Raw genomic sequence first — 23,846 nt, 5'->3', positions numbered from 1 at the left:
ATAAATGATATAAATAAAATCCCCACACAAACCTGGACAAATAACAGTAATTGTGTAAGTTTTAATTATGCGATTACGCCACGTTATATACAGCCGGGATGTGACCCATGAGCACGTTGCACACTGTCGTGAGTCGTTTTGTGAATTACTACACCGCACTGGATAGCCAGCCACCTTCTGCGCTGGCTGAGCTTTATCATTCAAATGCCACGCTTATCGATCCGTTCGGCGAGCATCAGGGGATTTTTGCGCTTCAGCGCTATTTCACCCATCTGCTGGCCAATGTCGAAGATTGCCGTTTCACTATCGATCCGCCGCTGTGCAGCGAAAGCTGCTTTGCGGTCACCTGGGTAATGCACTGGTCGCACCCGCGCATTGCGGGTGGAGAGCCGCTCGAACTGCCGGGGTGTTCGGTAGTGGAGACGGAAAACCATCTCATCACACGTCAACGTGATTACTACGATGCAGGAGAGATGCTCTACGAACACCTTCCTCTGCTTAGCTGGGCGGTACGCGGCGTGAAGCGGAGGGTGAAATCATGAAGACGGTGCTCATTACTGGCGCAAGCTCGGGTATTGGCGCCGGGCTGGCGAAATCATTTGCCGCTGACGGCTACCACGTGATTGCCTGCGGGCGCGATCCTGCACGTCTTGAAGCCCTGCACCAGAGCTGCCCCAATCTTACCGTTCGCCTGTTCGATATGACAGACAGGGACGCCTGTCGCCAGGCCCTGACCGGCAGCTATGCCGATTTGATCATTCTTTGCGCCGGTACCTGCGAATACCTCGATCATGGCGAGGTAGATGCGGCGCTGGTGGAACGCGTTATGGCGACAAACTTCCTCGGCCCGGTGAATTGCCTTGAGGTGCTGCAGTCGCAGATGGCTGTCGGCAACCGTGTGGTGCTGGTGAGCTCGATGGCCCACTGGCTTCCATTTCCACGCGCGGAGGCCTACGGCGCGTCCAAAGCGGCGCTGAGCTGGTTTGCCGAGAGCTTGCGTCTTGACTGGGAGCCAAAAGGGATTGCTGTCACGGTTGTTTCTCCGGGTTTTGTTGACACGCCTCTGACGCGCAAAAATGATTTTGTCATGCCTGGCCGGGTGACTGTCGACGACGCGGTTAAGGCTATCCGCACCGGGCTGGCGGCAGGAAAAATGCATATCGCGTTTCCTGACGGTTTCGGCCTGATTATGCGATTACTCTCCGGACTGCCTGCGTTTCTTCAGCGCGCGCTGCTGCGCAGGATGGTGCGTTCATGAACATTGCGATTATCGGCAGCGGCATCGCCGGCCTGACCTGCGCCTGGCGCCTGGCCGGGCACCATCGGGTGACGCTGTTTGAAGCGGGAGCCACGCCCGGCGGCCATACCGCAACGGTTGACGTGACGACACCTCAGGGCACATACGCGATCGATACCGGGTTTATCGTCTACAACGACCGCACCTACCCGCGGTTTATGGGGCTACTCAGCGAGCTGGGCATCAGCGGGCAAAAAACGCAGATGAGCTTTTCGGTGCACAATCCCGCGACGGGGCTGGAGTACAACGGACACACCCTGACATCGCTGTTTGCCCAGCGTCGAAATCTGGCGAATCCGACGTTCTGGCGGCTGCTCGGGGAGATCGTCCGCTTCAATCGGCTGGCGAAAGAGACGCTGGCTGGGGAGGTGGACCCGAATGCCACGCTACAAACGTTTCTGGAGCAGCACGGCTTCACGCCGTTTTTTGCGCGCCACTACATTCTGCCGATGGGGGCCGCCATCTGGTCATCGTCGTTGCAGGAGATGAAGCGTTTCCCTTTGCCGCTCTTTTTACGCTTCTTTCACCATCATGGCCTGCTGGATATCACCCATCGCCCGCAGTGGTACGTGGTACCCGGCGGCTCGCGGGAGTATATCCGCGCCATGCTGGACAAATTGGGCAACCGCATGACGCTACACCTCAACGTGCCGGTGCAGCGGGTGAGCCGCCACGCTCGCGGGGTTACGCTTCAGCTTGAAAACGGCAGCCATACCTTCGACCAGGTCATTTTTGCCTGCCACTCCGACAGTGCCCTGGCGATGCTTGATGACCCCACGCCCGCAGAGCGCGAGGTGCTGGGCGATATCGGCTGGCAGCGCAACGAGGTCGTTTTACACAGCGATCCGCGCTGGCTGCCGGTGCGGCAGCGGGCATGGGCCAGCTGGAACTACCGCCTGAGCGAACACGAGCAGGCCAGCGCCTGTGTTACCTACAACATGAATATTTTGCAGGGGTTGCCTGTGGGTAGCCCGCTGTTCTGCGTCACCCTGAACCCGGACACGCCGGTGGATGAACGCTTCGTTCTGCAACGTTTTGTTTATGAACATCCGCTTTTTAACCCGAAAAGTTGGCGGGCACAGGCGCGGCGGGGCGAGATCAACGGCCACCAGAGAAGCTGGTTTTGCGGGGCCTACTGGTACAACGGTTTTCATGAAGATGGCGTGCGCAGCGCGCTGGACGTGGTCAATGCGATAGCGTCCGGAGAGGGGAACTGAGATGAACAGCTGCCTCTATCATGGCGTACTACGCCACCGTCGCCTTCAGCCGAAAACCCATGAATTCCGCTACACCGTCTTTATGGCCTGGCTGGATCTGGATGAACTGCCGCTGCTGGCCTCCGTCGGCGTGCGGCGCAATCGCTTTGCCGCCGCCGCGTTTTATGACGCGGACTATCCGCTCGGCTCGCCGCTCAAAGAGAACGTGCTGAACAGGCTGGAAAGCCTGACCAGAGAACGCCCGGACGGGCGGGTGATGCTTCTGACGCAGTTGCGCTATTTCGGCTTTCATTTCAATCCGGTCAACTTTTACTACTGCTACGACGGGAAGGGAACGCTGCGCTGGGTGCTGGCGGAGGTTCGCAACACGCCGTGGAATGAACGTCATTACTATGCCGTTAACGGACAAAATGCGCAGCCCACGGAAAAAGCGTTTCACGTTTCCCCCTTCAACCCGATGGACATGGTCTATCACTGGCGCTTTAACGACCCGGATAACACGCTGCATATGCACATTGAAAATCATCAGGAAGGGAAAGTTTTCGATGCCACGCTGGCGCTACGCTGGGCGCCTCTGACACGCCCGGCACTGCGCTCACTGCTATTGCGCATCCCGCTCATGACCCTGAAAACCGTTTTTGCCATTTACTGGCAGGCGCTGCGCCTGTGGCTCAAGCGTGTGCCGCTGTATAACCATCCCGTCAGCAGGAGTGAACGCTCATGACCGATCCTGTCTTTGCGCTTGAACCCGATATCCCGCGCAACGTCCGCATCGCGCGCTGGCTGCTTTTTCGTTTGCTAAGCGGTATTCGCGGCGGCTCGCTGACGCTGCGCGAAGGGGCACAAACTTTCCATTTTGGCGAGACATCCTCCGCGCTGCATGCGGATGTGCAAATCCTTTCTCCCGGCGTCTACTGGCGTGTCTTAACCGGCGGTAGCCTTGCCGCGGCAGAAGCCTGGATGGACGGCGAATGGGAAACCACGCAACTCACGCCGCTTCTCGAGCTGTTGGCGCTTAACGGCGAGGTACTTGGCCGTCTGGAAAACGGCTTCCGCCTGCTTGGCAGGCAGCTGGAGCGGATACGCCACTGGACGCGGCGTAACTCCCGCGCGCAGGCACGTGAAAATATTGCCGCCCATTACGATCTGGGCAACACCTTTTATGCCCATTTTCTGGATAAGGAGCTGCTCTATTCCAGCGCGCTGTTTACCGCGGACGAGCAGGATCTGACGGCGGCGCAGCAGGCAAAAATGGCGCGTTTGTGCGAACAACTGGCTCTGAATGAGACCGATCACCTGCTGGAAATTGGCACGGGCTGGGGCGCGATGGCGGAATACGCCGCGCGTCACTACGGCTGTCGGGTAACCACTACCACGCTGTCGAAAGAGCAATATCTCTGGGCGACGGAGCGGATCGCTCGCGCTGGATTGCAGGATCGCGTCGAGGTACTGCTTTGCGATTACCGTGACCTTACCGGGCAGTATGACAAGCTGGTCTCAATAGAGATGATTGAAGCCGTAGGGCAGCGCTACTTGCCAGTGTTCTTCCGTACCTGCCAGGCGCGGCTGCGTCCGGGAGGTCGCATGGCAATTCAGGCCATTACCATTCAGGATCAGCGCTATCGCGACTACAGCAAAAGCGTCGATTTTATTCAGCGCTATATTTTTCCCGGCGGCTTCTTGCCGAGCATTACCGCGATGAATGAGCTGATGACACGCCACACCGATTTCGTGGTGCGTAATCTCTTCGACATGGGGCCCGACTACGCCCGCACGCTGGCCCACTGGCGGCAGCGCTTTATCCATACCTGGCAGGAGATTGAAAAACTCGGGTTCGATGAGCGTTTTCGCAGGATGTGGCTTTACTACTTTGGCTACTGCGAAGCCGGGTTTAACGCCCGCACCATTAGCGTAGTGCAGTTGACCGCTGAGCGCGTATGAAACGATACCTTCAGGTCTTCCTGCTGGCCATAGCGTTCGATCTTTACTGGGCGCTGGTGGTGCTTTTTCGAGAACAGGGCCTGATTATCTGGCTCGCGCTGGCGATCCTTGCCTGTCTGTTGTTGCCGTCAGCATACCGTCTGTACGCAATCGGTCTGGCCGCAGCGGGCTGCCTGCTGGATGCGCTCTGGGCGTTAACGGGGCTGATTTCCTTCAGGAGCGAGTCCCTGATACCGCTATGGATGGTGGCATTGTGGCTGATGTTCGCCACTGTCTGGACACAGCTTACGCTCACTACGACCTTACCCGGCTGGCTGCTGACTCTGCTGGCAGCCACAGGAGGACCGGTGGCGTACCTGATTGGCGAGCGACTGGAGGCCATCACGTTTCTGGAGCCGACCTTTATCGTCGTCAGTTGGATGGTGCCGGGCTGGCTGGTGTTGATGCTGTTTTTCCACCTGCTGTTGGGTAGACAAAAATGAGGTCTGCCGTTTTGCTTATCTGGCTGATGACCATGTCCCCTCTGGTCCAGGGGGCCGACTGGCTGGCCTGGCGTAAGGTAGGGGATGCCACGCTGACCTGGGGACCGTTCACCGTCTATACCTCCCAGCTGCGCACTCCCGATGGTCGATACAGCCGGGAAAATCAGGATCAGGCGCTAATTATTACCTATGCGCGCGATATCGATCGCGAAGATCTGGTTGAAGCGACCCGCGACCAGTGGAAGGCTCAGGGGATCCTGGCGCAGGAACCGCAAAGCGAAGCCTGGCTGCGTATGCTTCAGTCACTGTGGCCGGATGTCAGACCGGGTTCGCAACTGGCATTTGTCATCAATGATAAGCAGGGGCAGTTCTGGTATCGCGAACCCACTCCCCAGAAAAGTTTTATTCCCCTGGGACCACGCCAGTCAGAAGCATTCAGTACTCGCTTTCTGGCGATCTGGCTTGGCCCACGCACGCAGTATCCAGACCTGCGTCAGCAGTTAATCGGAGGCCAAAAATGAAACGTATCCTGATGATGGCACTGGCATTCTTGATGCTGCTGGCCGGCTGTAGCACCGACGTGACCGAGTATCGCCAGCAGCAGCCGAGGCTCGATATCTTCCACTACTTCCAGGGCAAAACCGAAGCGTGGGGGATGGTGCAGGATCGCAGCGGTAAGCAGATCCGCCGTTTTCATGTGGAAATTACCGGGGACGTTATCGGCGATACGCTGACGCTCAATGAACACTTTGTTTATGACGACGGTGAAAAGCAGCAGCGGGTCTGGCAAATCCGCCGCGTGGGGAACGATCGCTACGAGGGAACGGCAGGGGACATTGAAGGGGTTGCCACCGGGCAGGCAGCAGGCAACGCCTTTAACTGGCATTACAGCATGAATGTGAAGGCGAACGGCAGTACCTGGCTGCTCAAGTTTGACGACTGGATGTACCTGCAGGATGAGACACATCTGTTCAACAAAACCGAGATGAAGAAGCTGGGCGTCACCGTCGCCACGGTGACGCTGTTCTTTAACCGGAAGGGTGAGTGATTCGCCGTTATGCGAGCTCTTTGCGAATAATCTCCGCCCCGGCGCTCAGGGCCTTCAGTTTACCGTTGGCAACCTGACGGGAAAGAGGAGCCATACCGCAGTTGGTTGACGGGTAAAGCTTATCGGCATCAACAAACTGCAGGGCTTTACGCAGCGTATCGGCCACTTCTTCTGGCGTTTCGACGCTGTTAGTGGCGACATCAATCGCGCCAACCATCACTTTTTTACCGCGAATCAGCTCCAGCAGATCCATCGGTACGCGGGAGTTGTGGCACTCCAGGGAGATAATGTCGATGGTAGAGGTCTGCAGTTTAGGGAAGGCCTCTTCGTACTGGCGCCACTCCGAGCCGAGCGTCTTTTTCCAGTCAGTGTTGGCTTTAATACCGTACCCGTAGCAGATATGTACCGCCGTTTCACATTTCAGGCCTTCAACGGCGCGTTCCAGCGCGGCGATGCCCCAGTCGTTGACCTCATCAAAAAAGACGTTAAACGCTGGCTCATCAAACTGAATAATATCGACGCCAGCTGCTTCTAATTCTCTTGCTTCCTGATTCAGGATTTTGGCGAACTCCCAGGCCAGCTTTTCACGGCTTTTATAGTGCGCGTCGTAAAGGGTGTCGATCATGGTCATCGGCCCAGGCAGGGCCCATTTGATTGGCTTGTCCGTGAGCTGGCGTAGGTACTTCGCGTCATCCACGAATACCGGTTTCTGGCGCGCAACGGCAGAGACCACGGTCGGCACGCTGGCGTCATAGCGGTTACGAATGCGTACGGTCTGGCGGTTTTCAAAATCAACGCCGCTCAGGTGTTCAATAAAGGTGGTGACAAAGTGCTGGCGGGTTTGTTCACCGTCGCTGACGATATCAATACCCGCACGGATCTGCTCATCCAGAGATAAACGAAGTGCGTCCTGTTTCCCCGTGAGTAATTCCTGATCCTGTAATTTCCAGGGTGACCACAGCGTTTCAGGTTGAGCAAGCCAGGTCGGCTTAGGCAGGCTGCCAGCCGTAGAAGTCGGGAGCAATGTTTTCATAGTAAAAGACCTTTTTTAATGTATTAAAGCGTGTAGTTATCAGACCACTGCTCAAGAATGTGTTGGTAAGGCTTAATGAAGTATTCTTCGGTAAATCGACCCTGTTCAATCGCCAGACGGCTTCGCTCTTCGCGGTCATAAACAATTTTTGTTAATGAGTGATCCTGCTGGTTCAGATCCGGTCGATAGAAAAGTCCCGCCGCCGAGTTAGCGTTATAAATTTCCGGGCGATAGATTTTCTGGAACGTTTCCATCGTGCTGATGGTGCCGATCAGTTCCAGATCGGTGTAATCACTCAGCAAATCGCCGGTAAAAAAGAACGCAAAAGGTGCGACGCTGTTTTCAGGCATGAAATAGCGTACGTTAAGGCCCATCTTCGCGAAGTACTGTTCTGTTAAAGACTCGCCATCTGGCTGATACTCGATGCCGAGCACAGGGTGCTCGTTCCCCGTACGACGGTAGGTGTCTTTGCTGGAGACGCTCAGGCAAATTACAGGTGCCTTTTTGAAATTATCTCTGTACTCAGATGAGCTCATAAAATGGCGGAAGATATTGCCATGCAGCTCGCCAAATTTTTCCGGAATGCTGAAGTGTTGCTGGTTCTTGTTGTGCTCGAGCAGCAGCACGCTGAAATCATAATCCCGCACATACGACGAGAAGTTATTCCCGACAATGCCAGGGATACGCTGGTTGTTTTTCTTGTCGACAATGGTGGTCTGCAGTATCTCAATGGCCGGGAATGCTTTCTCAGCACCGATGTTCATCTCAACTGAAATGATTTCAAGTTCGACCGCATAGCGATCGGCATTTGGGTTATCCCAGCGCGCCAGGGCGTTAAAACGGTTGTTGATCATCACCAGCGTATTGCGCAGGTTTTCCTGACGCTTTTCCCCGCGCGCCAGGTTGGCAAAGTTGGTGGTCGTACGCGTATTTTCAGACGGGTTGTAATTCTCATCGAAGCAACTGCGCTTAAGGGTATATGTGAAAGCTTTGCTCATTGTGGTTATGCATCCTAAGTTCATGTTGCCAAGAAGTTACCGATGCATAATTTATGCCTGAGCCCGCGGCGCAGGGGAAGTGACTTAATTTCAATGCAACATGAGGGAAGTTCATTAACAGGATTGCACACAGGCTGGAGAGTGAAGTGAAAGAGGAAGGGGCATCGCGCCCCTTAGCGTTAGGCTGTAGGCCGTTCGTTCCAGGCGTCGCTGTGCATGATGTTCCCGTCGACGATGCGCCAGGTAATTTTTTCATACTGCAGGCTTACGCTTTCAACGTGGTTCATTTTATCGTTGGCAGCGATCTTCACGTTTGGCACGCTGCAGTTAACACCAGTAACCTTTACGTTCTCCATTAGTACGGAGTAATAACAGACTTCCTGTCCGGCATCATTAATATGATAGAACTTGATTTCAGCGCTTTTAAGCGCCTGACCGGTAGATGCTGCTTTGTAGAGATAGGGCGTGGAGCTATCAACTTCCTTTTCAATCCGCATGGATGAGTGTTGACGCGTGCCGGTGATCTTGCCGTTAGCGCTGTCTACCGGGAGGTTGATGCCATGGCTCAGCCCTATGATCTCAATGCTGCCTTCACGGTCTTGAACATCAACAGAACCTTTAATATGTGCTCCACCGTCGTCTTTTAGCCACATGTAGGGAGGAATTGGCATTCGTTATTTCCTTATTTTATTGAATAGCAGAGTTGTTAAGCGATAAATAACCGTGGTGAGGGTCAGTACAATTAAAATATCAATATTGGTATATGTGTCATATATTGTTTCAGCATTCACATCGCCATAAATAAAATCACATATAGATGAGGCGACGTCGAGGTCTAAATAGCGTTCAGCGGGCCCCAATGTGCGGCCAACTATAATGCTGATGCATATAAACCAGGCCGTTTTCAATAGCCTGATGCCCCATTTACGGGCAAGTGCTGGTATAGCCACTTTCACTCACCTCAACCCAGCCGCGTGCCATCAGCGAACGCATACAGGGAACTTCAATAAGCTCTGTACTCATGAGAGCATTCCGGATCAATGCGTAATCAGAATTATGGGCAATCGTGATACATCCCTCAGATACCGTACCCGGATGCAGCCGAAACAAACCCCGGTAGACGTTATCAATCCAGGTACCATCATCGATTCCCCAGTCATCCTTGTATAAAGCAAACCACTCTGAATCGCCACGGATAATCTAGACACTTCCGAGCCGTTGATAATACTGGTTTTCATATTCTGTCGGTGACATCTGATCGCTAGAACCATGCCGACGCTTACTGTTATAAAACATTTCGATGTAATCAAAAATATCACTGCGGGCTTCTTCCCGCGTTCCGTAGATCTTTTTCTTTATCCGTTCGCGTTTCAACAACTGGAAAAAGCTTTCTGCGACCGCATTATCATGGCAGTTACCGCGACGGCTCATGCTGCCCTCCAGGCCGTGTGATTTCAGGAACGACTGCCACTCATGGCTTGTGTACTGACTGCCCTGATCCGAATGAACCAGCACCTGTTTTTGGGGATTACGCCGCCATACAGCCATCAGCAGTGCGTTCAGGACAATGTCCTTTGTCATCCGGGATTGCATGGACCAGCCGATAATTTTGCGTGAGAACAGATCAACAACCACAGCAAGATACAGCCAGCCTTCGTGGGTCCTGATATAGGTTATGTCGGTTACCCAACGCTCATCCGGAGCATCCGGATTGAACTGTCGCTGGAGCCTGTTGGGCGACACGATACTGGCCTCGCCTTTACGTGCCCGCGGGCTCTGGTATCCGACCTGAGCCTTTATCCCGACACGTTTCATCAGTCGCCAGACTCTGTTGACTCCGCACTGTTGCCCGCTGTCCCGCAGATCCAGATGGATCTTGCGATAACCATAGACGCATCCCGATTCCAGCCAGAACTGTTTAATCTGTCCTGTCAGTCTCAGGTCTGCCCGATGGCGTTGTGAATGCGGCTGCTGAAGCCATGCGTAAAAGCCACTGGGATGAACATCCAGCACCCGACAGAGCAGGCGAACAGGCCAGCAACGGGCGTTGTCACGGATAAAGGCGTACCTCAGTCGGACAGTTTTGCGAAGTACGCCGCTGTAGATTCAATTGGTCAACGCAACAGTTATGTGAAAACATGGGGTTGCGGAGGTTTTTTGAATGAGACGAACATTTACAGCAGAGGAAAAAGCCTCTGTTTTTGAACTATGGAAGAACGGAACAGGCTTCAGTGAAATAGCGAATATCCTGGGTTCAAAACCCGGAACGATCTTCACTATGTTAAGGGATACTGGCGGCATAAAACCCCATGAGCGTAAGCGGGCTGTAGCTCACCTGACACTGTCTGAGCGCGAGGAGATACGAGCTGGTTTGTCAGCCAAAATGAGCATTCGTGCGATAGCTACTGCGCTGAATCGCAGTCCTTCGACGATCTCACGTGAAGTTCAGCGTAATCGGGGCAGACGCTATTACAAAGCTGTTGATGCTAATAACCGAGCCAACAGAATGGCGAAAAGGCCAAAACCGTGCTTACTGGATCAAAATTTACCATTGCGAAAGCTTGTTCTGGAAAAGCTGGAGATGAAATGGTCTCCAGAGCAAATATCAGGATGGTTAAGGCGAACAAAACCACGTCAAAAAACGCTGCGAATATCACCTGAGACAATTTATAAAACGCTGTACTTTCGTAGCCGTGAAGCGCTACACCACCTGAATATACAGCATCTGCGACGGTCGCATAGCCTTCGCCATGGCAGGCGTCATACCCGCAAAGGCGAAAGAGGTACGATTAACATAGTGAACGGAACACCAATTCACGAACGTTCCCGAAATATCGATAACAGACGCTCTCTGGGGCATTGGGAGGGCGATTTAGTCTCAGGTACAAAAAACTCCCATATAGCCACACTTGTAGACCGAAAATCACGTTATACGATCATCCTTAGACTCAGGGGCAAAGATTCTGTCTCAGTAAATCAGGCTCTTACCGACAAATTCCTGAGTTTACCGTCAGAACTCAGAAAATCACTGACATGGGACAGAGGAATGGAACTGGCCAGACATCTAGAATTTACTGTCAGCACCGGCGTTAAAGTTTACTTCTGCGATCCTCAGAGTCCTTGGCAGCGGGGAACAAATGAGAACACAAATGGGCTAATTCGGCAGTACTTTCCTAAAAAGACATGTCTTGCCCAATATACTCAACATGAACTAGATCTGGTTGCTGCTCAGCTAAACAACAGACCGAGAAAGACACTGAAGTTCAAAACACCGAAAGAGATAATTGAAAGGGGTGTTGCATTGACAGATTGAATCTACAGCGGCTTTTTTTAATATGTCCCGTTCGTCAGTAACCCGCTTCAGCTCTTTCTGGAGACGGCGGATCTCGGTCTGAGCATCTGACTGTTCTTTATGAGTGGAGGAATCCGGACCGTACTTCTTTATCCAGGCGTAAAGGCTGTGGGTGGTGATATCGAGACGTGTTGCCACGCTGGAAACAGAATAACCACGATCAACAACCTGTTTGACTGCTTCAATTTTAAACTCTTCGGGATAACGCTTACCGCTCATGGGCACCTCTCTTTAAGCCATCTTAAATGACTCTGAGGTGTCTGTTAAACCCGTGGCGATTCAATCATCGCGGCCAAATTCTGCGCCAGATCTCACCTTGTTCCACCGATCCTGAACCTTCGCTTTTAATCCTGAAAAGAAACCTCCAGTCCCTCTGTCAACAATCCAGTATTTACCTGGGGGAATTGGACCCGATCCTTTGACTGCACCACATAATCCATTGTTTCTGTAAATTCCCTGCCCGGAATGCGCCATAAACACGCCAACGCCGTGCAGGTTAAAAGGCGCATAGTCAGCACCGTTAAGCAGCATTGTTCCTTTTAAGGCCATATTTTCTCCTTAGTATTTTAATAAGAGAAAAGAAGCCTACGCCTGATGTGGGTACAGATATTCAACTCACATCATATTTCTGCGCTGCTGATTTTTTTTAAGAAAATGACCTGACAATTTTTAATCACTCTTTAGGCGTTAACGCTAGTTAATGCTGAATGAATAATGAGCCAGACTCAGTTAAAAAAACGACATGCCTACTTCTCTGGCACACGCTCCGCAATTCCCGCTATAATCCCCAAAATTTCCAATTGGTTTAGAAACGATCATGACAAAACTCACCTTACAAGAGCAGATGCTGAAAGCAGGCCTGGTCAGCAGCAAGAAAGCGGCGAAAGTGCAGCGCACGGCAAAGAAATCACGCGTTCAGGCGCGTGAAGCTCGGGAAGCGGTTGAAGAGAACAAGAAAGCGCAGATCGAGCGCGATAAACTGCTGAGCGAGCAGCAAAAACAGGCAGTACTGGCGAAAGAGTTTAAAGCCCAGGTGAAACAGTTGATTGAGATGAACCGCATCACTGTTTCAAGGGGCAACATTACCTTTAACTTCACCGACGGTAATCTGATCAAGAGAATCGAGGTTGATAAGCAGACTCAAACTCAGTTGATTAACGGTCGTCTGGCGATTGCCCGCCTGGTCATCAACGCCAGCGGCGACTGCGAATACGCAATTATCCCGGCGGTGGTGGCAGACAAAATTGCCCAGCGCGATGCCGACAGTATCGTATTAAACAGCGCGCTCAGCCAGGAAGAGCAGGACGAAGACGATCCGTACGCGGACTTCAAAATTCCGGACGATTTGATGTGGTAAATCCCCTCAGAACGGGGCGGCGTGACGGGCGTTAACCGGCTCTCCGCTCACGGGATGAATAAAATTCAATTCGCAGGCATGCAGCATCAGCCGGGGCACGTCTTCCGCCCCCGGCACTTCAAGACCACCATAAAGATCGCAGCCCAGAATCGGGTGCCCCAGCTGCTGGCAGTGAATGCGCAGCTGGTGGGTTCGCCCGGTCTCCGGGGTGAGTTTCACCCGTGTTAACGGCAGTCCCGTCTCCTGATAAAACCGTTCCACCACCCGATAGTGGGAGCGGGCGGGTTTACCGTTTTTCGCGCAGATCGACATCAATGGGAATAGCGCCGGATCTTTGGCAATCGGCGCATCAATTACACCTTCGTCATTTTCAACATGTCCGCAAAGCAGGGCGCTGTAGACTTTCTCCACGCTACGCTGGCTGAACTGTTCGCACAGTGCGGCATTGATAGCTTTATTGCGCGCAACCACCATCAACCCTGAGGTACCAAAATCCAGGCGGTGTACCAGCGTGCAGCCAGGGAACGTCTGGACCAGACGATAATGGACAGAATCGAGGTTTTGCGGATTTTTACCCGAGAGGCTGAGCAGACCGGAAGGCTTATTGATCAGCAGCAGATGTTCATCCTGCCAGAGGATCTCGATGTCGTCGTGACACGGTGGGGCAATAAAAGAATCAATAATCGCAGACATCAGGCCGCCCGGCTGGAGAGTGGGAGCGGATGATAACGAAATGCGGAGAAAAGAAAAACCCTCCCACCGGGCGGTGAGAGGGGAATATCTTAAGCAGCTACGAAACTGTCGATAGCAGATTTCGCATCGGTCTGCGCTTTGGTCGCCATTTCAGGACCGTAGGCAATACCTTCAGCGAACACGAAGTTCACATCAGTGATACCGATGAAGCCCAGGAAAACGGTCAGATATGGTGCAACCAGGTCGGTTGGGGTGTCTTTGTGGATACCGCCACGGCTGGTCAGTACGATCGCACGTTTACCTTTTACCAGGCCTTCAGGACCGTTCTCGGTGTAACGGAAGGTTACGCCAGCACGCGCCACCAGGTCGAAATAGTTCTTCAACTGAGTTGGGATGTTGAAGTTGTACATTGGGGCGTTAATGACGATAACGTCGTGCGCCTGCAGCTCAGCAATCAGTTCGTCGGACAGGGCCAGAGCTTCCTGCTGACGTGGGCTCAGTGGTGCATCGCTTGGACGCAGCGCGCCAACCAGCTCGCCGTCCAGCACAGGAATTGGGTTTGCAGCCAGGTCACGCACGGTGATTTCGTCAGCAGAATGCTGTTCACGCCACTGTTCAACGAAGTAATCAGACAGCTGACCAGACTGAGAGTACCCTGCCAGAATACTGGATTTCAAAACTAATACTTTGCTCATGGGTGATTCCTGTTATTGCATTTGATTGAAGGGGGTTGCCCCGTTGCTTGTTGACACTCTATTCACAATCCTGCCATAGAGATAGCGCAATATATCGAAGCCTATGTTCGAATTTTTTGAATAAGGCGCTGAAAGCACCAATGTGGTACTCTATAGCAATCATTAAAAAGAGATTTTACCTGGCAGTGCACTGCCCGTTAACGCTATGACAGAACAACAAAAACTCACCTTCGCGATGCTACTGCAACAGCTTGATTCGCTGACGCTGCGTGATAAACAGCGCTTTGCCCGACGTTTACACGGCGTGAAGAAGGTTAAAAATCCTGATGCACAACAGGCCATTTACCAGGAGATGGCAAAAGAGATTGAACAGGCGGCAGGGAAAGTTGTGCTGCGTGAAGCTGCGCGTCCGGCGATCAATTACCCGGATAACCTGCCCGTCAGTCAGAAAAAACAGGACATCCTCGAAGCTATCCGCGATCACCAGGTGGTGATTGTCGCGGGTGAAACCGGTTCGGGGAAAACCACCCAGCTGCCGAAAATCTGTATGGAGCTTGGCCGCGGGATCAAAGGGCTGATTGGCCACACCCAGCCGCGTCGTCTGGCGGCGCGTACAGTTGCGAACCGTATTGCCGAAGAGCTGCAAACGGAGCCGGGCGGTTGCATCGGTTACAAGGTGCGATTCAGCGACCACGTTAGCGATAACACCATGGTCAAGCTGATGACCGACGGTATTCTGCTGGCGGAAATCCAGCAGGATCGCCTGCTGATGCAGTACGACACCATCATTATTGACGAAGCGCACGAACGAAGCCTGAACATCGACTTCCTGCTCGGCTACCTGAAAGAGCTGCTGCCGCGTCGCCCGGATCTGAAAATCATCATCACCTCCGCAACCATCGACCCGGAACGCTTCTCGAAGCATTTCAACAATGCGCCGATTATCGAGGTATCAGGACGCACCTATCCTGTAGAAGTCCGCTACCGCCCAATAGTGGAAGAGGCGGATGATACCGAGCGTGACCAGCTGCAGGCTATTTTCGATGCCGTTGACGAACTGGGTAACGAAAGCGCGGGTGATATTCTGATCTTTATGAGCGGCGAGCGCGAAATTCGCGACACCGCCGACGCGCTCAGTAAGCGCGATCTGCGCCACACGGAGATCCTGCCGCTGTACGCACGTCTGTCAAACAGCGAACAGAACCGCGTGTTCCAGGCGCACAGCGGGCGACGTATCGTGCTGGCGACCAACGTGGCGGAAACCTCGCTGACCGTACCGGGGATCAAATACGTTATCGACCCGGGTACGGCGCGTATCAGCCGCTACAGCTATCGCACCAAAGTTCAGCGCCTGCCGATTGAGCCGGTTTCCCAGGCCTCGGCGAACCAGCGTAAGGGCCGCTGTGGTCGTGTGTCAGAAGGGATCTGTATTCGTCTTTACTCTGAGGACGATTTCCTGTCGCGTCCGGAATTTACTGACCCGGAAATTCTGCGTACCAACCTGGCGTCCGTTATCCTGCAGATGACTGCCCTGGGGCTGGGCGACATCGCGGCGTTTCCGTTCGTGGAAGCGCCGGACAAACGCAACATTCAGGACGGTGTACGTCTGCTGGAAGAGCTCGGCGCTATTACCACCGATGAGCAGGCAACGGCCTATAAGCTGACGCCGCTGGGTCGCCAGCTCAGTCAGTTGCCGGTCGACCCGCGTCTGGCGCGTATGGTGCTGGAAGCGCAAAAACACGGCTGCGTGCGTGAAGCGATGATCATCACCTCGGCGCTCTCCATTCAGGATCCGCGTGAACGTCCGATGGACAAACAGCAGGCGTCTGATGAAAAACACCGCCGCTTCCACGATAAAGAGTCCGATTTCCTCGCCTTCGTGAACCTGTGGAACTACCTCGGTGAGCAGCAGAAAGCGCTCTCCTCGAACCAGTTCCGCCGCCAGTGTCGCGTGGATTTCCTCAACTACCTGCGCGTACGCGAGTGGCAGGATATCTACACCCAGCTCCGCCAGGTGGTGAAAGAGCTGGGTATTCCGGTCAACAGTGAACCGGCGGAATACCGGGAAGTGCATATCGCACTGCTGACCGGTTTGTTGTCCCATATCGGGATGAAGGACGCAGAAAAGCAGGAGTATACCGGCGCGCGTAACGCCCGTTTCTCCATCTTCCCCGGTTCCGGCTTGTTCAAAAAACCGCCGAAATGGACCATGGTGGCCGAGCTGGTGGAAACCAGCCGTCTGTGGGGGCGCATTGCGGCGCGTATCGATCCGGAATGGGTTGAGCCGGTGGCGCAACATCTGCTGAAACGCTCGTACAGTGAGCCACACTGGGAGCGTGCGCAGGGCGCGGTAATGGCAACTGAGAAGGTGACCGTCTACGGTCTGCCTGTCGTGGCCGCGCGTAAGGTCAACTACAGCCAGATCGATCCGGCGCTGTGCCGCGAGCTGTTTATCCGCCATGCGCTGGTGGAAGGTGACTGGCAGACTCGCCACGCCTTCTTCCGCGAAAACCTCAAACTGCGCGCCGAGGTGGAAGAGCTGGAACACAAATCCCGCCGTCGCGACATTTTGGTGGACGACGAGGCGCTGTTTGAGTTTTACGATCAGCGCATCAGCCATGATGTGATCTCTGCCCGTCACTTCGACAGCTGGTGGAAGAAGGCCAGCAAAGAGACGCCAGACCTGCTCAACTTTGAGAAGAGCATGTTGATTAAGGAAGGGGCGGAGTCAGTCAGCAAACTTGATTACCCGAACTTCTGGCATCAGGGCAACCTCAAGCTGCGGTTGACCTATCAGTTTGAACCCGGCGCAGACGCGGATGGGGTGACCGTACACATTCCGCTACCACTGTTAAACCAGGTGGAAGAGAGCGGGTTCGAGTGGCAAATTCCTGGCCTGCGTCGCGAACTGGTCATTGCATTAATCAAATCTCTGCCGAAACCGGTGCGCCGCAACTTTGTGCCTGCGCCAAACTATGCGGAAGCCTTTTTAGGCCGCGTCACGCCGCTGGAACTGCCGCTGCTGGACGCGCTGGAGCGTGAATTCCGACGCATGACCGGCACGACCATCGACCGCGATGACTGGAACTGGGATCAGGTGCCCGATCACCTGAAAATCAGCTTCCGCGTGGTGGACGATAAAAACAAAAAGCTGCAGGAAGGGCGTTCCCTGACCGAATTGAAAGAGGCGTTGAAAGGCAAAGTCCAGGAGACGCTCTCTGCGGTTGCGGATGACGGTATCGAGCAGAGCGGATTGCACATCTGGAGTTTTGGTCAGCTTCCGGAAAGCTACGAGCAGAAGCGCGGTAACTATAAGGTGAAGGCCTGGCCTGCGCTGGTCGATGAGCGCGACAGCGTGGCGATCAAGCTGTTTGATAACCCGCAGGAACAGCAACAGATGATGTGGCGCGGCCTGCGCCGCTTGCTGCTGTTGAATATCCCGTCGCCGATTAAGTATCTGCACGAGAAGTTACCGAACAAAGCCAAACTGGGGCTGTACTTTAACCCATACGGTAAAGTGCTGGATCTGATCGACGACTGCATCTCCTGCGGCGTGGACAAACTGATCCACGAGGCGGGTGGTCCGGTCTGGACCGAAGCAGGTTTTGCTCAGCTTCATGACAAGGTTCGCGCGGAGCTGAACGACACGGTGGTAGATATTGCCAAACAGGTCGAGCAAATCCTCACCACCGTTTTCAATATCAACAAACGTCTGAAAGGGCGCGTGGATATGACCATGGCGCTGGGGCTGTCAGATGTAAAAGCACAGATGGCCGGGCTGGTGTACCGCGGGTTTGTCACCGGAAACGGCTTTAAGCGACTCGGCGATACGTTGCGTTACCTGCAGGCGATTGAAAAACGGCTCGAGAAAATGGCTATCGACCCACATCGCGATCGCGCTCAGATGTTGAAAGTGGAGAGCGTGCAGCAGGCGTGGCAGCAGTGGCTGAATAAACTGCCACCGACACGCCGCGACGATGAAGACGTTCAGGCAGTCCGCTGGATGATCGAAGAGCTCCGTGTCAGCTTCTTTGCCCAGCAGCTCGGTACGCCGTATCCGATTTCGGATAAACGTATTTTGCAGACAATGGAGCAGATTTCCGGTTAAAACCCTTGCCCGGTGGCGCTGCGCTTACCGGGCCTACGGAAGAAAATGTAGGCCGGGTAAGGCGTAGCCGCCACCCGGCTGGTTATCGTTCCACAATTGCCAGCGTAAACCCGTCCCACCCCTTAACCCCCACCGTCTGCAACGCGGTGGCGGTTAAACGGGGATTGTCCCCAATCATCTCGATAAACCGACGAACACCCTGCACGCGCGCATCGTCACTTTGCTCGTTAATCACTTCGCCCTCGCGTACCACGTTATCACCAATAATCAACGTCCCTGGGCGGGAGTAGTGCAGCGCCCATTCCAGATAACCTGGGTTGTTTGGCTTATCTGCATCAATAAAGATCAGGTCGAATGGCGGTATATCACCGAAATTCTCGAGCGAGTTCAGAGCCGGGCCTTCTACCAGTTCAATACGGTTGTTTAGCCCCGCGAGGTGGATATTCTGGCGGGCAATTTCGGCATGGGTTGGATCCGCTTCAAGCGTAATCAGCTTTCCGTCTGGCGGCAGAGCGCGAGCCATCCAGATGGAACTATAGGCACCGAGCGTGCCAATCTCAAGAACACGCCGCGACTGCGTCAGACGGACAAACAGCGCCAGCAGTTGACCCTGATTGGCCGCTACATCGTGTTCGGGGAGCCCGCCGCGTTTGTTGTTTTCCAGTACCTGACGCAAGACATCATCTTCAGGAATAAGCGAAGAAATCATGAAATTATCTACTGCTGACCACTGTTGTTGCATAGATTGGCTCCTGAGAGTAAAAACTGGGGGCGAAATAGGGACCTGGTAATCGTAGCACTTCAGGCATTGAACCTTCGTAAATCTGGCCCCGAAGTTCCCTGTAAAATCGTTCACGGTATAATTGAGCCGCACTGGGTACTTTTTTAAACAGCACACGCAACAGAATGTTTTGAGTGATAGAAAACCAATAGCATAATAGGCAGATGCAATCCGATTCGGCGCTCGCCTGTACTTTATTAGCCAGAAGCCGTCCCCCTGAAGAGACTCACAGGAGAAGTTCATCATGGTTCAGACCCATTTCCCCATTCTGCCTGATGCCACTCTGGCGGCGATTAATACTCTCGGCACATGGCTGGCGCAGGATGATCTGAGCGGTTCCCGTCAGAACCCGGATGTCGACAGGGTGATTCTGGCAGGAAACGCGGTCATTCCGACTATTGATGCGGCCTGCCGTATCGCCGCACAAAACGAGATCCCGTTGCTGATTAGCGGCGGTATCGGCCATTCGACCGCGTTTCTATATGCGGCCATTGGCAGTCACCCGCGTTATCACACGATACCGGTCACTGGGCGGGCGGAAGCCGGTATTCTGGCCGACATTGCACGCGAGTTCTGGCAGATCCCTGAGGGACGTTTGTGGATCGAAGATCAATCCACCAACTGTGGTGAAAACGCGCGTTTTAGCTGGAACATACTGAAACAGCATCAGCGAGCTACCGGGCGAGTGCTGGTGGTGCAGGATCCGACAATGCAGCGACGTACCATGGCGACGTTTGCCCGCGTGTGCCGGGATGAACCCGTTTCGCCTCAGTGGATAAGCCACCCGGGTGTTACGCCGACACTGCGGAACGGCAAAGATGGGGTGGAATTTAGCGAGGGCAACACCGGACTGTGGCCCGTTGACCGCTACCTGTCACTGGTTCTGGGGGAACTGCCGCGACTGTATGATGACGTTAACGGCTATGGTCCTGCCGGACGTGATTTTATCGCTCACGTTGAGTTTCCTGATGCCGTGGCTGACGCATGGGCATTGCTACAGCAGGATCCGGTCCTGAAAACCGCCTTATCCCGGCGCTCGCTTCTCTGAGCATCCTGCGGTTTCCCCCTCCGCAAAGAGGGGGAAGGCATTACAGCGCGGCGTACTTATCCAGCGTACGCACCAGCTGCGTCACAAAACCATATTCGTTGTCATACCAGGCGACGGCTTTCACCAGTTGCAGATCGCCCGCTTCCGTTACCTCAGTTTGCGTGGCATCAAATACCGAACCAAAGTGCGAACCGATCACATCTGACGACACAATCTCTTCATCGGTATAACCAAACGATTTATTTCCCTGCGTCGCCTTTTTCAACGCGGTATTGATCTCCTCAACCGTGACCTTTTTACCCAGAATGGCGACCAGTTCGGTGACGGAGCCGGTTTTAACCGGCACGCGCTGCGCGTGGCCTTTCAGTTTGCCACTCAGCGCGGGGATGACCAGGCCGATGGCTTTTGCCGCACCGGTGGTATGCGGAATGATATTTTCTGCCGCCGCGCGTGAGGCACGAAGATCTTTTCCGCGAGGCCCATCTACCAGTGCCTGGGTACCGGTATAGGCGTGAATAGTCGTCATGGTACCGACTTTAATTTCAAAGGCATCATGCAGCGCTTTTGCCAGTGGGGCGAGGCAGTTGGTGGTGCAGGAAGCGACGGAAATGATGGTATCACTGGCGTCAATGGTGTCGTCATTCACGTTATAAACGATGGTTTTCATCTCTCCGGCTGGGGCAGAAATAAGCACTTTCTTCGCGCCTGCATCCAGATGCGCTCGTGATTTTTCTTCGGAGGTGTAAAAGCCGGTGCACTCCACAACGATATCCACACCTGCGGCTTTCCACGGAATATGCTTCGCCTCTTTTTCGGCGTATACCGCAATAGTTTTACCGTCAACAATCAGCGCATCTTCAGTGAAATCCACGCTCCACGGGAAACCACCGTAGTTGGAATCATGCCTGAGCAGATAGGCCAATACTTTGGGAGAGGTGAGGTCGTTGATGGCGACGACGGTGTTGCTATCCTGGGTTTCAAGAAGGCGGCGCAGTACAAGGCGTCCAATGCGTCCAAATCCGTTAATGCCAATTTTACTCATGGTGTTCTCCTGTGAACGTGTCGATACGACAGTTTGAACTCATCCAGGCTTAGACCATCACGGGCTGGGCGGCAATTGAAGATGCTTCATGCGGAAGGAAGTATTTGAAAAACCATACAGAAAAATTGATGAATTTTTAAGGAAAGGGGATTATGTTGACGCGATATCCGTTTTTTTCAGGAAATCCCATGCGTACTAAATATACAAGCCTGCAAATCGCAATTCACTGGCTGGTGTTTCTGTTAATCATCGTTGCTTATTGCGCGATGGAGTTTAAAGGTTTCTTCCCGCGTACCGCTCGCCCATTGATCAATATGATCCACGTCTCATGCGGAATCACCATTCTGGTGCTGATGGTGACGCGTCTGCTGGTTCGTCTCAAATTCCGCGCGCCACCGATTCAACCAAAGCCAAAAGCGATGGTGACGGGGATGTCTCATCTGGGGCATCTGGTGGTGTATATGCTGTTCATTGCGTTACCGCTGATTGGTATTGTGATGATGTACAACCGGGGCAGCGACTGGTTTGCTTTTGGCATGGTGATGCCGCATGCGGCGGAATCCAATTTTGATCTGGTCGATGTGCTGAAAGAGTGGCACGTTACGCTGGCGAATCTGGGCTATTTTATGATTGGCCTGCACGCACTGGCAGCACTGATGCACCACTATTTCTGGAAAGATAATACCCTTCTGCGCATGATGCCGAAAAAGCGTCAATAAATGCGGAAAACAGGCCGGGTAAGCGCAGCGCCACCCGGCTTTTTTTTAGCGCAGCTGAGCACGCTCTTCAGTAGTTAACGCCAGCGCCTGCGTTGATCCGGTCTCAGACGATTTCACTGCCGCTTCCAGTACAGCCATAACCGCTAAAGCTTCGACAGGATTAACGGGGTTGGTGATTTTCCCGAGAACCGCATCACGTACGTTAATGTAATACTGGCGCTGATCGCCTTTCGGGGTCGCAATAGTCTGCTGTGCTCCGTCTGCTCCATAGAGCACCATGCTGTCGCTGTCTTCGCCCCAGGTTGCACTGCCGGGAATCACCCCTGCGAGCAGCTGCGCTTCCTGCTGATCGATTCTGGCTTTCACCACGCTGCCCTTATCCCCGTGGACCGTAAAGCGTGCCGTACCGCCTGCGACCAGCATGCTGGCATGCAGAATGACCTTATGTTGCGGATAATTTAAGACCACGTGCGCCCAGTCGTTAATTTCTGCACCGTCGCGCAGCGTCGCGATATTCCCCTGAACCGACTGCGGCAGGCCAAAGAGCTGAAGCGTCTGGTCAATCAGGTGAGGACCCAGGTCAAACCACAGGCCGCTCCCGGGGACGTTCTGCTCGCGCCAGCGCACGCGTACTTCCGGACGGAAACGGTCAATATGCGACTCCAGATGTTTAATCTTGCCGAGCGTACCTTGCTCAATAATCTGCTTAATGCCGAGGAAATCGCTGTCCCAGCGGCGGTTGTGAAAGACGGAGAGCAAAAGCTGCTTTTCATCCGCCAGCGCAATCAGGTCGCGGGCTTCCTGCATGTCGAGGGTGAAAGGCTTATCCACGACCACATGTTTCCCGGCGTTCAGCGCAAGCGTGGCCAGCGGCGCGTGGGTGGCGTTGGGGGAGGCAATAACGACCAGATCGACATCCGGATGCTGAATGGCCTCTTCCGGTGTTGCAACCACCTGAACATCCGGAAGATCGCGTTTAACTTTTTCTTCATCACGAGAAGAGACGACCGCCAGCTTAAGTCCATCGACGGACTGGATCAGCGGTGCATGGAAGGTTTTGCCGACAAATCCATACCCGATCAATGCAATGTTGATTGTTTTCACTTTACTCATGACCTTCTCCACGTTGATTCGCGCAAACCGTGACCTGCAATGCGCTATGGTCCCCAAGCTCAGGCCAGGGACGATCCAGAAACAGTTGTTGGATGTTGGATAACTCGCAAACCAGATACGGTTCGCAGCGGTTGACTTTAAGGTGGTCGGCGACAATCCAGTGAGCATGGCTGACGGCAAGCATCGCGCGCTTGACCTCCGCATCTGCTTCTGTACTGGCACTCAGACCGAGATCGGCATGGATGGCGCACGCCCCGAGAATAGCGATATCCGCACGATAACGGGACAGGAGGGAGAGGGTGGCGCTTCCGGCGAACAGGCGCTGCTTTTGGTCCCATTTTCCACCGAGCAGGATCAGCTCAATATTATCCTGGTCGCTAAAATGCTGGGCAATATCCAGCGAGGTGGTGATAACAGTGAGCGGCCCCTGAAGAAAGGTGGCAACAGCCATCACCGTGCTTCCGGCATCCAGAAACAGGGTGGAGCCCGGTGGAACTGCCTGCGCGACCTGTTTACCCAGACGCTGTTTGGCTTCGGGCAGCAACGTACTGCGCCCCTGACGATTCATGGCGGAAAGATTGAGTGCAATAGCCCCGCCATGATTCTTCTGCGCAAGGCCCTGGTTTTCAAGGTCAGTCAGATCGCGGCGGATGGTGTCTGCTGAAACCTGAAGCTTTTCTGCCAGCTCGGTGATACTGGCCTGTCCTTGCTCACTAATAATATCAAGTACATATCGTTGACGAGCCGTTTTGTGCATGAACAAATCCTGCAAAATGTCGCAATAGTTAGCATAATACAGCATTTCAGCGCAGAGAGAAGCACAATGTCGTCACCAGGATACGCAAGTGGGGTAATGATTCAGGTGGGTGATTATTAAAATTATATTAAGTGCTTATAAGTAAACCGTTTTAAATGTTAACCA

The 23,846-nt window shown here is 53.8% G+C and carries 23 protein-coding genes and 4 pseudogenes; 13 read left to right on the top strand and 14 right to left on the bottom strand.

Features of this window, described 5'->3' with window-relative positions; translation table 11 throughout:
* Window positions 1-107 precede the first annotated feature (107 nt).
* The 8 genes from AC0XWG_RS19340 to AC0XWG_RS19305 are packed head-to-tail and all read left to right on the top strand — an operon-like array spanning window position 108 to window position 5,985.
* Window positions 108-542: a nuclear transport factor 2 family protein gene (locus AC0XWG_RS19340; protein WP_475680943.1), complete on the top strand. Its 435-nt coding sequence runs from the start codon at window positions 108-110 to the stop codon at window positions 540-542.
* Window positions 539-1,258 carry an SDR family NAD(P)-dependent oxidoreductase gene (locus AC0XWG_RS19335; protein ID WP_028017498.1) on the top strand — a complete coding sequence of 240 codons (720 nt, stop codon included), beginning with the start codon at window positions 539-541 and terminating at the stop codon, window positions 1,256-1,258. The genes AC0XWG_RS19340 and AC0XWG_RS19335 overlap by 4 nt, the downstream gene beginning before the upstream one ends.
* Window positions 1,255-2,514 (top strand): NAD(P)/FAD-dependent oxidoreductase, encoded by a 1,260-nt coding sequence (locus AC0XWG_RS19330; RefSeq protein WP_028017497.1) that lies wholly within the window; start codon window positions 1,255-1,257, stop codon window positions 2,512-2,514. Before AC0XWG_RS19335 ends, AC0XWG_RS19330 begins: the two co-directional genes overlap by 4 nt.
* A 1-nt stretch (window position 2,515) precedes the next feature.
* Window positions 2,516-3,238: a DUF1365 domain-containing protein gene (locus AC0XWG_RS19325; RefSeq protein WP_475680942.1), complete on the top strand. Its 723-nt coding sequence runs from the start codon at window positions 2,516-2,518 to the stop codon at window positions 3,236-3,238.
* Complete coding sequence (locus AC0XWG_RS19320; RefSeq protein WP_475680941.1) at window positions 3,235-4,455, top strand: class I SAM-dependent methyltransferase; 1,221 nt, start codon at window positions 3,235-3,237, stop codon at window positions 4,453-4,455. Before AC0XWG_RS19325 ends, AC0XWG_RS19320 begins: the two co-directional genes overlap by 4 nt.
* Entirely contained in the window at window positions 4,452-4,937 is a 486-nt protein-coding gene (locus AC0XWG_RS19315) for a DUF2878 domain-containing protein (protein WP_475680940.1), read from the top strand. The genes AC0XWG_RS19320 and AC0XWG_RS19315 overlap by 4 nt, the downstream gene beginning before the upstream one ends.
* A complete protein-coding gene (locus AC0XWG_RS19310; protein WP_475680939.1) occupies window positions 4,934-5,458 on the top strand; it encodes a chalcone isomerase family protein in 525 nt (174 codons plus the stop codon). The genes AC0XWG_RS19315 and AC0XWG_RS19310 overlap by 4 nt, the downstream gene beginning before the upstream one ends.
* Window positions 5,455-5,985, top strand: a complete 531-nt coding sequence (locus AC0XWG_RS19305) for a DUF3833 domain-containing protein (protein ID WP_475680938.1) — start codon at window positions 5,455-5,457, stop codon at window positions 5,983-5,985. The genes AC0XWG_RS19310 and AC0XWG_RS19305 overlap by 4 nt, the downstream gene beginning before the upstream one ends.
* Window positions 5,986-5,992: 7 nt before the next feature.
* Here the strand turns inward: AC0XWG_RS19305 and AC0XWG_RS19300 are convergent, their stop codons facing one another.
* The 6 genes and pseudogenes from AC0XWG_RS19300 to AC0XWG_RS19275 form a co-directional block, all read right to left on the bottom strand.
* Window positions 5,993-7,018, bottom strand: a complete 1,026-nt coding sequence (locus AC0XWG_RS19300; RefSeq protein WP_129324790.1) for a methionine synthase — start codon at window positions 7,016-7,018, stop codon at window positions 5,993-5,995.
* Between the two features lie 23 nt (window positions 7,019-7,041).
* Window positions 7,042-8,016 (bottom strand): DUF1852 domain-containing protein, encoded by a 975-nt coding sequence (locus tag AC0XWG_RS19295; protein WP_049006007.1) that lies wholly within the window; start codon window positions 8,014-8,016, stop codon window positions 7,042-7,044.
* Between the two features lie 179 nt (window positions 8,017-8,195).
* Complete coding sequence (locus tag AC0XWG_RS19290; protein WP_114977308.1) at window positions 8,196-8,687, bottom strand: Hcp family type VI secretion system effector; 492 nt, start codon at window positions 8,685-8,687, stop codon at window positions 8,196-8,198.
* A 3-nt stretch (window positions 8,688-8,690) separates the two neighbouring features.
* Window positions 8,691-8,966 carry a hypothetical protein gene (locus tag AC0XWG_RS19285; protein WP_475680937.1) on the bottom strand — a complete coding sequence of 92 codons (276 nt, stop codon included), beginning with the start codon at window positions 8,964-8,966 and terminating at the stop codon, window positions 8,691-8,693.
* Window positions 8,941-9,207 (bottom strand): annotated as a pseudogene (locus AC0XWG_RS19280) (tlde1 domain-containing protein); the annotation flags it as partial. The pseudogene AC0XWG_RS19280 and the gene AC0XWG_RS19285, both read right to left, overlap by 26 nt.
* Before the next feature lie 9 nt (window positions 9,208-9,216).
* Window positions 9,217-10,110, bottom strand: a pseudogene (locus AC0XWG_RS19275) (IS3 family transposase); the annotation flags it as partial.
* Between the two features lie 67 nt (window positions 10,111-10,177).
* Between AC0XWG_RS19275 and AC0XWG_RS19270 the strand changes: the two are divergent.
* Window positions 10,178-11,329 carry an IS30-like element IS30 family transposase gene (locus AC0XWG_RS19270; protein WP_001254932.1) on the top strand — a complete coding sequence of 384 codons (1,152 nt, stop codon included), beginning with the start codon at window positions 10,178-10,180 and terminating at the stop codon, window positions 11,327-11,329.
* A gap of 9 nt (window positions 11,330-11,338) precedes the next feature.
* On the opposite strand, the pseudogene AC0XWG_RS19265 reads toward AC0XWG_RS19270, so the two are convergent.
* Window positions 11,339-11,587 (bottom strand): annotated as a pseudogene (locus tag AC0XWG_RS19265) (transposase); the annotation flags it as partial.
* Between the two features lie 63 nt (window positions 11,588-11,650).
* Window positions 11,651-11,917 (bottom strand): annotated as a pseudogene (locus AC0XWG_RS19260) (tlde1 domain-containing protein); the annotation flags it as partial.
* Between the two features lie 268 nt (window positions 11,918-12,185).
* Between AC0XWG_RS19260 and AC0XWG_RS19255 the strand changes: the two are divergent.
* Window positions 12,186-12,725 (top strand): DUF2058 domain-containing protein, encoded by a 540-nt coding sequence (locus tag AC0XWG_RS19255; protein ID WP_049006011.1) that lies wholly within the window; start codon window positions 12,186-12,188, stop codon window positions 12,723-12,725.
* Between the two features lie 6 nt (window positions 12,726-12,731).
* Here the strand turns inward: AC0XWG_RS19255 and AC0XWG_RS19250 are convergent, their stop codons facing one another.
* Both AC0XWG_RS19250 and azoR read right to left on the bottom strand, forming a co-directional pair.
* Window positions 12,732-13,418 carry an RluA family pseudouridine synthase gene (locus AC0XWG_RS19250; RefSeq protein WP_475680936.1) on the bottom strand — a complete coding sequence of 229 codons (687 nt, stop codon included), beginning with the start codon at window positions 13,416-13,418 and terminating at the stop codon, window positions 12,732-12,734.
* Window positions 13,419-13,507: 89 nt separating this feature from the next.
* Window positions 13,508-14,113 (bottom strand): FMN-dependent NADH-azoreductase, encoded by a 606-nt coding sequence (gene azoR, locus AC0XWG_RS19245; RefSeq protein WP_028017486.1) that lies wholly within the window; start codon window positions 14,111-14,113, stop codon window positions 13,508-13,510.
* 205 nt (window positions 14,114-14,318) lie between these two features.
* On the opposite strand from azoR, the gene hrpA reads away from it, so the two are divergent.
* A complete protein-coding gene (gene hrpA, locus AC0XWG_RS19240) occupies window positions 14,319-18,221 on the top strand; it encodes an ATP-dependent RNA helicase HrpA (RefSeq protein WP_208595252.1) in 3,903 nt (1,300 codons plus the stop codon).
* 82 nt (window positions 18,222-18,303) lie between these two features.
* Here hrpA and AC0XWG_RS19235 read toward each other — a convergent pair whose 3' ends face one another.
* Window positions 18,304-18,963, bottom strand: a complete 660-nt coding sequence (locus AC0XWG_RS19235) for an O-methyltransferase (protein WP_028017484.1) — start codon at window positions 18,961-18,963, stop codon at window positions 18,304-18,306.
* Between the two features lie 283 nt (window positions 18,964-19,246).
* Between AC0XWG_RS19235 and AC0XWG_RS19230 the strand changes: the two genes are divergently transcribed.
* Window positions 19,247-20,050, top strand: coding sequence for a YdcF family protein (locus AC0XWG_RS19230; RefSeq protein WP_475680935.1), 804 nt, complete (start codon window positions 19,247-19,249; stop codon window positions 20,048-20,050).
* Window positions 20,051-20,090: 40 nt separating this feature from the next.
* On the opposite strand, the gene gap is transcribed toward AC0XWG_RS19230, so the two are convergent.
* Window positions 20,091-21,092: a type I glyceraldehyde-3-phosphate dehydrogenase gene (gap, locus tag AC0XWG_RS19225; protein ID WP_028017482.1), complete on the bottom strand. Its 1,002-nt coding sequence runs from the start codon at window positions 21,090-21,092 to the stop codon at window positions 20,091-20,093.
* A gap of 188 nt (window positions 21,093-21,280) precedes the next feature.
* Here gap and cybB point away from each other — a divergent pair, with 188 nt between their 5' ends.
* Window positions 21,281-21,811: a cytochrome b561 gene (cybB, locus tag AC0XWG_RS19220; protein WP_032666827.1), complete on the top strand. Its 531-nt coding sequence runs from the start codon at window positions 21,281-21,283 to the stop codon at window positions 21,809-21,811.
* A gap of 45 nt (window positions 21,812-21,856) precedes the next feature.
* Here cybB and AC0XWG_RS19215 read toward each other — a convergent pair whose 3' ends face one another.
* Together AC0XWG_RS19215 and AC0XWG_RS19210 are read right to left on the bottom strand one after the other, a co-directional pair.
* Window positions 21,857-22,924: an oxidoreductase gene (locus AC0XWG_RS19215; protein ID WP_257247120.1), complete on the bottom strand. Its 1,068-nt coding sequence runs from the start codon at window positions 22,922-22,924 to the stop codon at window positions 21,857-21,859.
* Window positions 22,917-23,681 carry a DeoR/GlpR family DNA-binding transcription regulator gene (locus AC0XWG_RS19210; RefSeq protein WP_049006022.1) on the bottom strand — a complete coding sequence of 255 codons (765 nt, stop codon included), beginning with the start codon at window positions 23,679-23,681 and terminating at the stop codon, window positions 22,917-22,919. The genes AC0XWG_RS19215 and AC0XWG_RS19210 overlap by 8 nt, the downstream gene beginning before the upstream one ends.
* Window positions 23,682-23,846 lie beyond the last annotated feature (165 nt).

Source organism: Enterobacter sp. DVT3837 (assembly GCF_056238685.1).
This window is presented reverse-complemented; position numbering and strand designations above follow the sequence as displayed.

Coding starts and splice junctions, on each gene's coding strand:
- AC0XWG_RS19325 (WP_475680942.1), top strand. CDS start 2,516: ATGAACAGCTGCCTCTATCATGGCGTACTACGCCACCGTCGCCTTCAG.
- AC0XWG_RS19305 (WP_475680938.1), top strand. CDS start 5,455: ATGAAACGTATCCTGATGATGGCACTGGCATTCTTGATGCTGCTGGCC.
- hrpA (WP_208595252.1), top strand. CDS start 14,319: ATGACAGAACAACAAAAACTCACCTTCGCGATGCTACTGCAACAGCTT.
- azoR (WP_028017486.1), bottom strand. CDS start 14,113: ATGAGCAAAGTATTAGTTTTGAAATCCAGTATTCTGGCAGGGTACTCT.
- AC0XWG_RS19340 (WP_475680943.1), top strand. CDS start 108: ATGAGCACGTTGCACACTGTCGTGAGTCGTTTTGTGAATTACTACACC.
- AC0XWG_RS19295 (WP_049006007.1), bottom strand. CDS start 8,016: ATGAGCAAAGCTTTCACATATACCCTTAAGCGCAGTTGCTTCGATGAG.
- AC0XWG_RS19215 (WP_257247120.1), bottom strand. CDS start 22,924: ATGAGTAAAGTGAAAACAATCAACATTGCATTGATCGGGTATGGATTT.
- AC0XWG_RS19235 (WP_028017484.1), bottom strand. CDS start 18,963: ATGCAACAACAGTGGTCAGCAGTAGATAATTTCATGATTTCTTCGCTT.
- AC0XWG_RS19250 (WP_475680936.1), bottom strand. CDS start 13,418: ATGTCTGCGATTATTGATTCTTTTATTGCCCCACCGTGTCACGACGAC.
- cybB (WP_032666827.1), top strand. CDS start 21,281: ATGCGTACTAAATATACAAGCCTGCAAATCGCAATTCACTGGCTGGTG.
- AC0XWG_RS19230 (WP_475680935.1), top strand. CDS start 19,247: ATGGTTCAGACCCATTTCCCCATTCTGCCTGATGCCACTCTGGCGGCG.
- AC0XWG_RS19335 (WP_028017498.1), top strand. CDS start 539: ATGAAGACGGTGCTCATTACTGGCGCAAGCTCGGGTATTGGCGCCGGG.
- AC0XWG_RS19310 (WP_475680939.1), top strand. CDS start 4,934: ATGAGGTCTGCCGTTTTGCTTATCTGGCTGATGACCATGTCCCCTCTG.
- AC0XWG_RS19320 (WP_475680941.1), top strand. CDS start 3,235: ATGACCGATCCTGTCTTTGCGCTTGAACCCGATATCCCGCGCAACGTC.
- AC0XWG_RS19270 (WP_001254932.1), top strand. CDS start 10,178: ATGAGACGAACATTTACAGCAGAGGAAAAAGCCTCTGTTTTTGAACTA.
- AC0XWG_RS19255 (WP_049006011.1), top strand. CDS start 12,186: ATGACAAAACTCACCTTACAAGAGCAGATGCTGAAAGCAGGCCTGGTC.
- AC0XWG_RS19210 (WP_049006022.1), bottom strand. CDS start 23,681: ATGCACAAAACGGCTCGTCAACGATATGTACTTGATATTATTAGTGAG.
- AC0XWG_RS19330 (WP_028017497.1), top strand. CDS start 1,255: ATGAACATTGCGATTATCGGCAGCGGCATCGCCGGCCTGACCTGCGCC.
- AC0XWG_RS19290 (WP_114977308.1), bottom strand. CDS start 8,687: ATGCCAATTCCTCCCTACATGTGGCTAAAAGACGACGGTGGAGCACAT.
- AC0XWG_RS19315 (WP_475680940.1), top strand. CDS start 4,452: ATGAAACGATACCTTCAGGTCTTCCTGCTGGCCATAGCGTTCGATCTT.
- gap (WP_028017482.1), bottom strand. CDS start 21,092: ATGAGTAAAATTGGCATTAACGGATTTGGACGCATTGGACGCCTTGTA.
- AC0XWG_RS19300 (WP_129324790.1), bottom strand. CDS start 7,018: ATGAAAACATTGCTCCCGACTTCTACGGCTGGCAGCCTGCCTAAGCCG.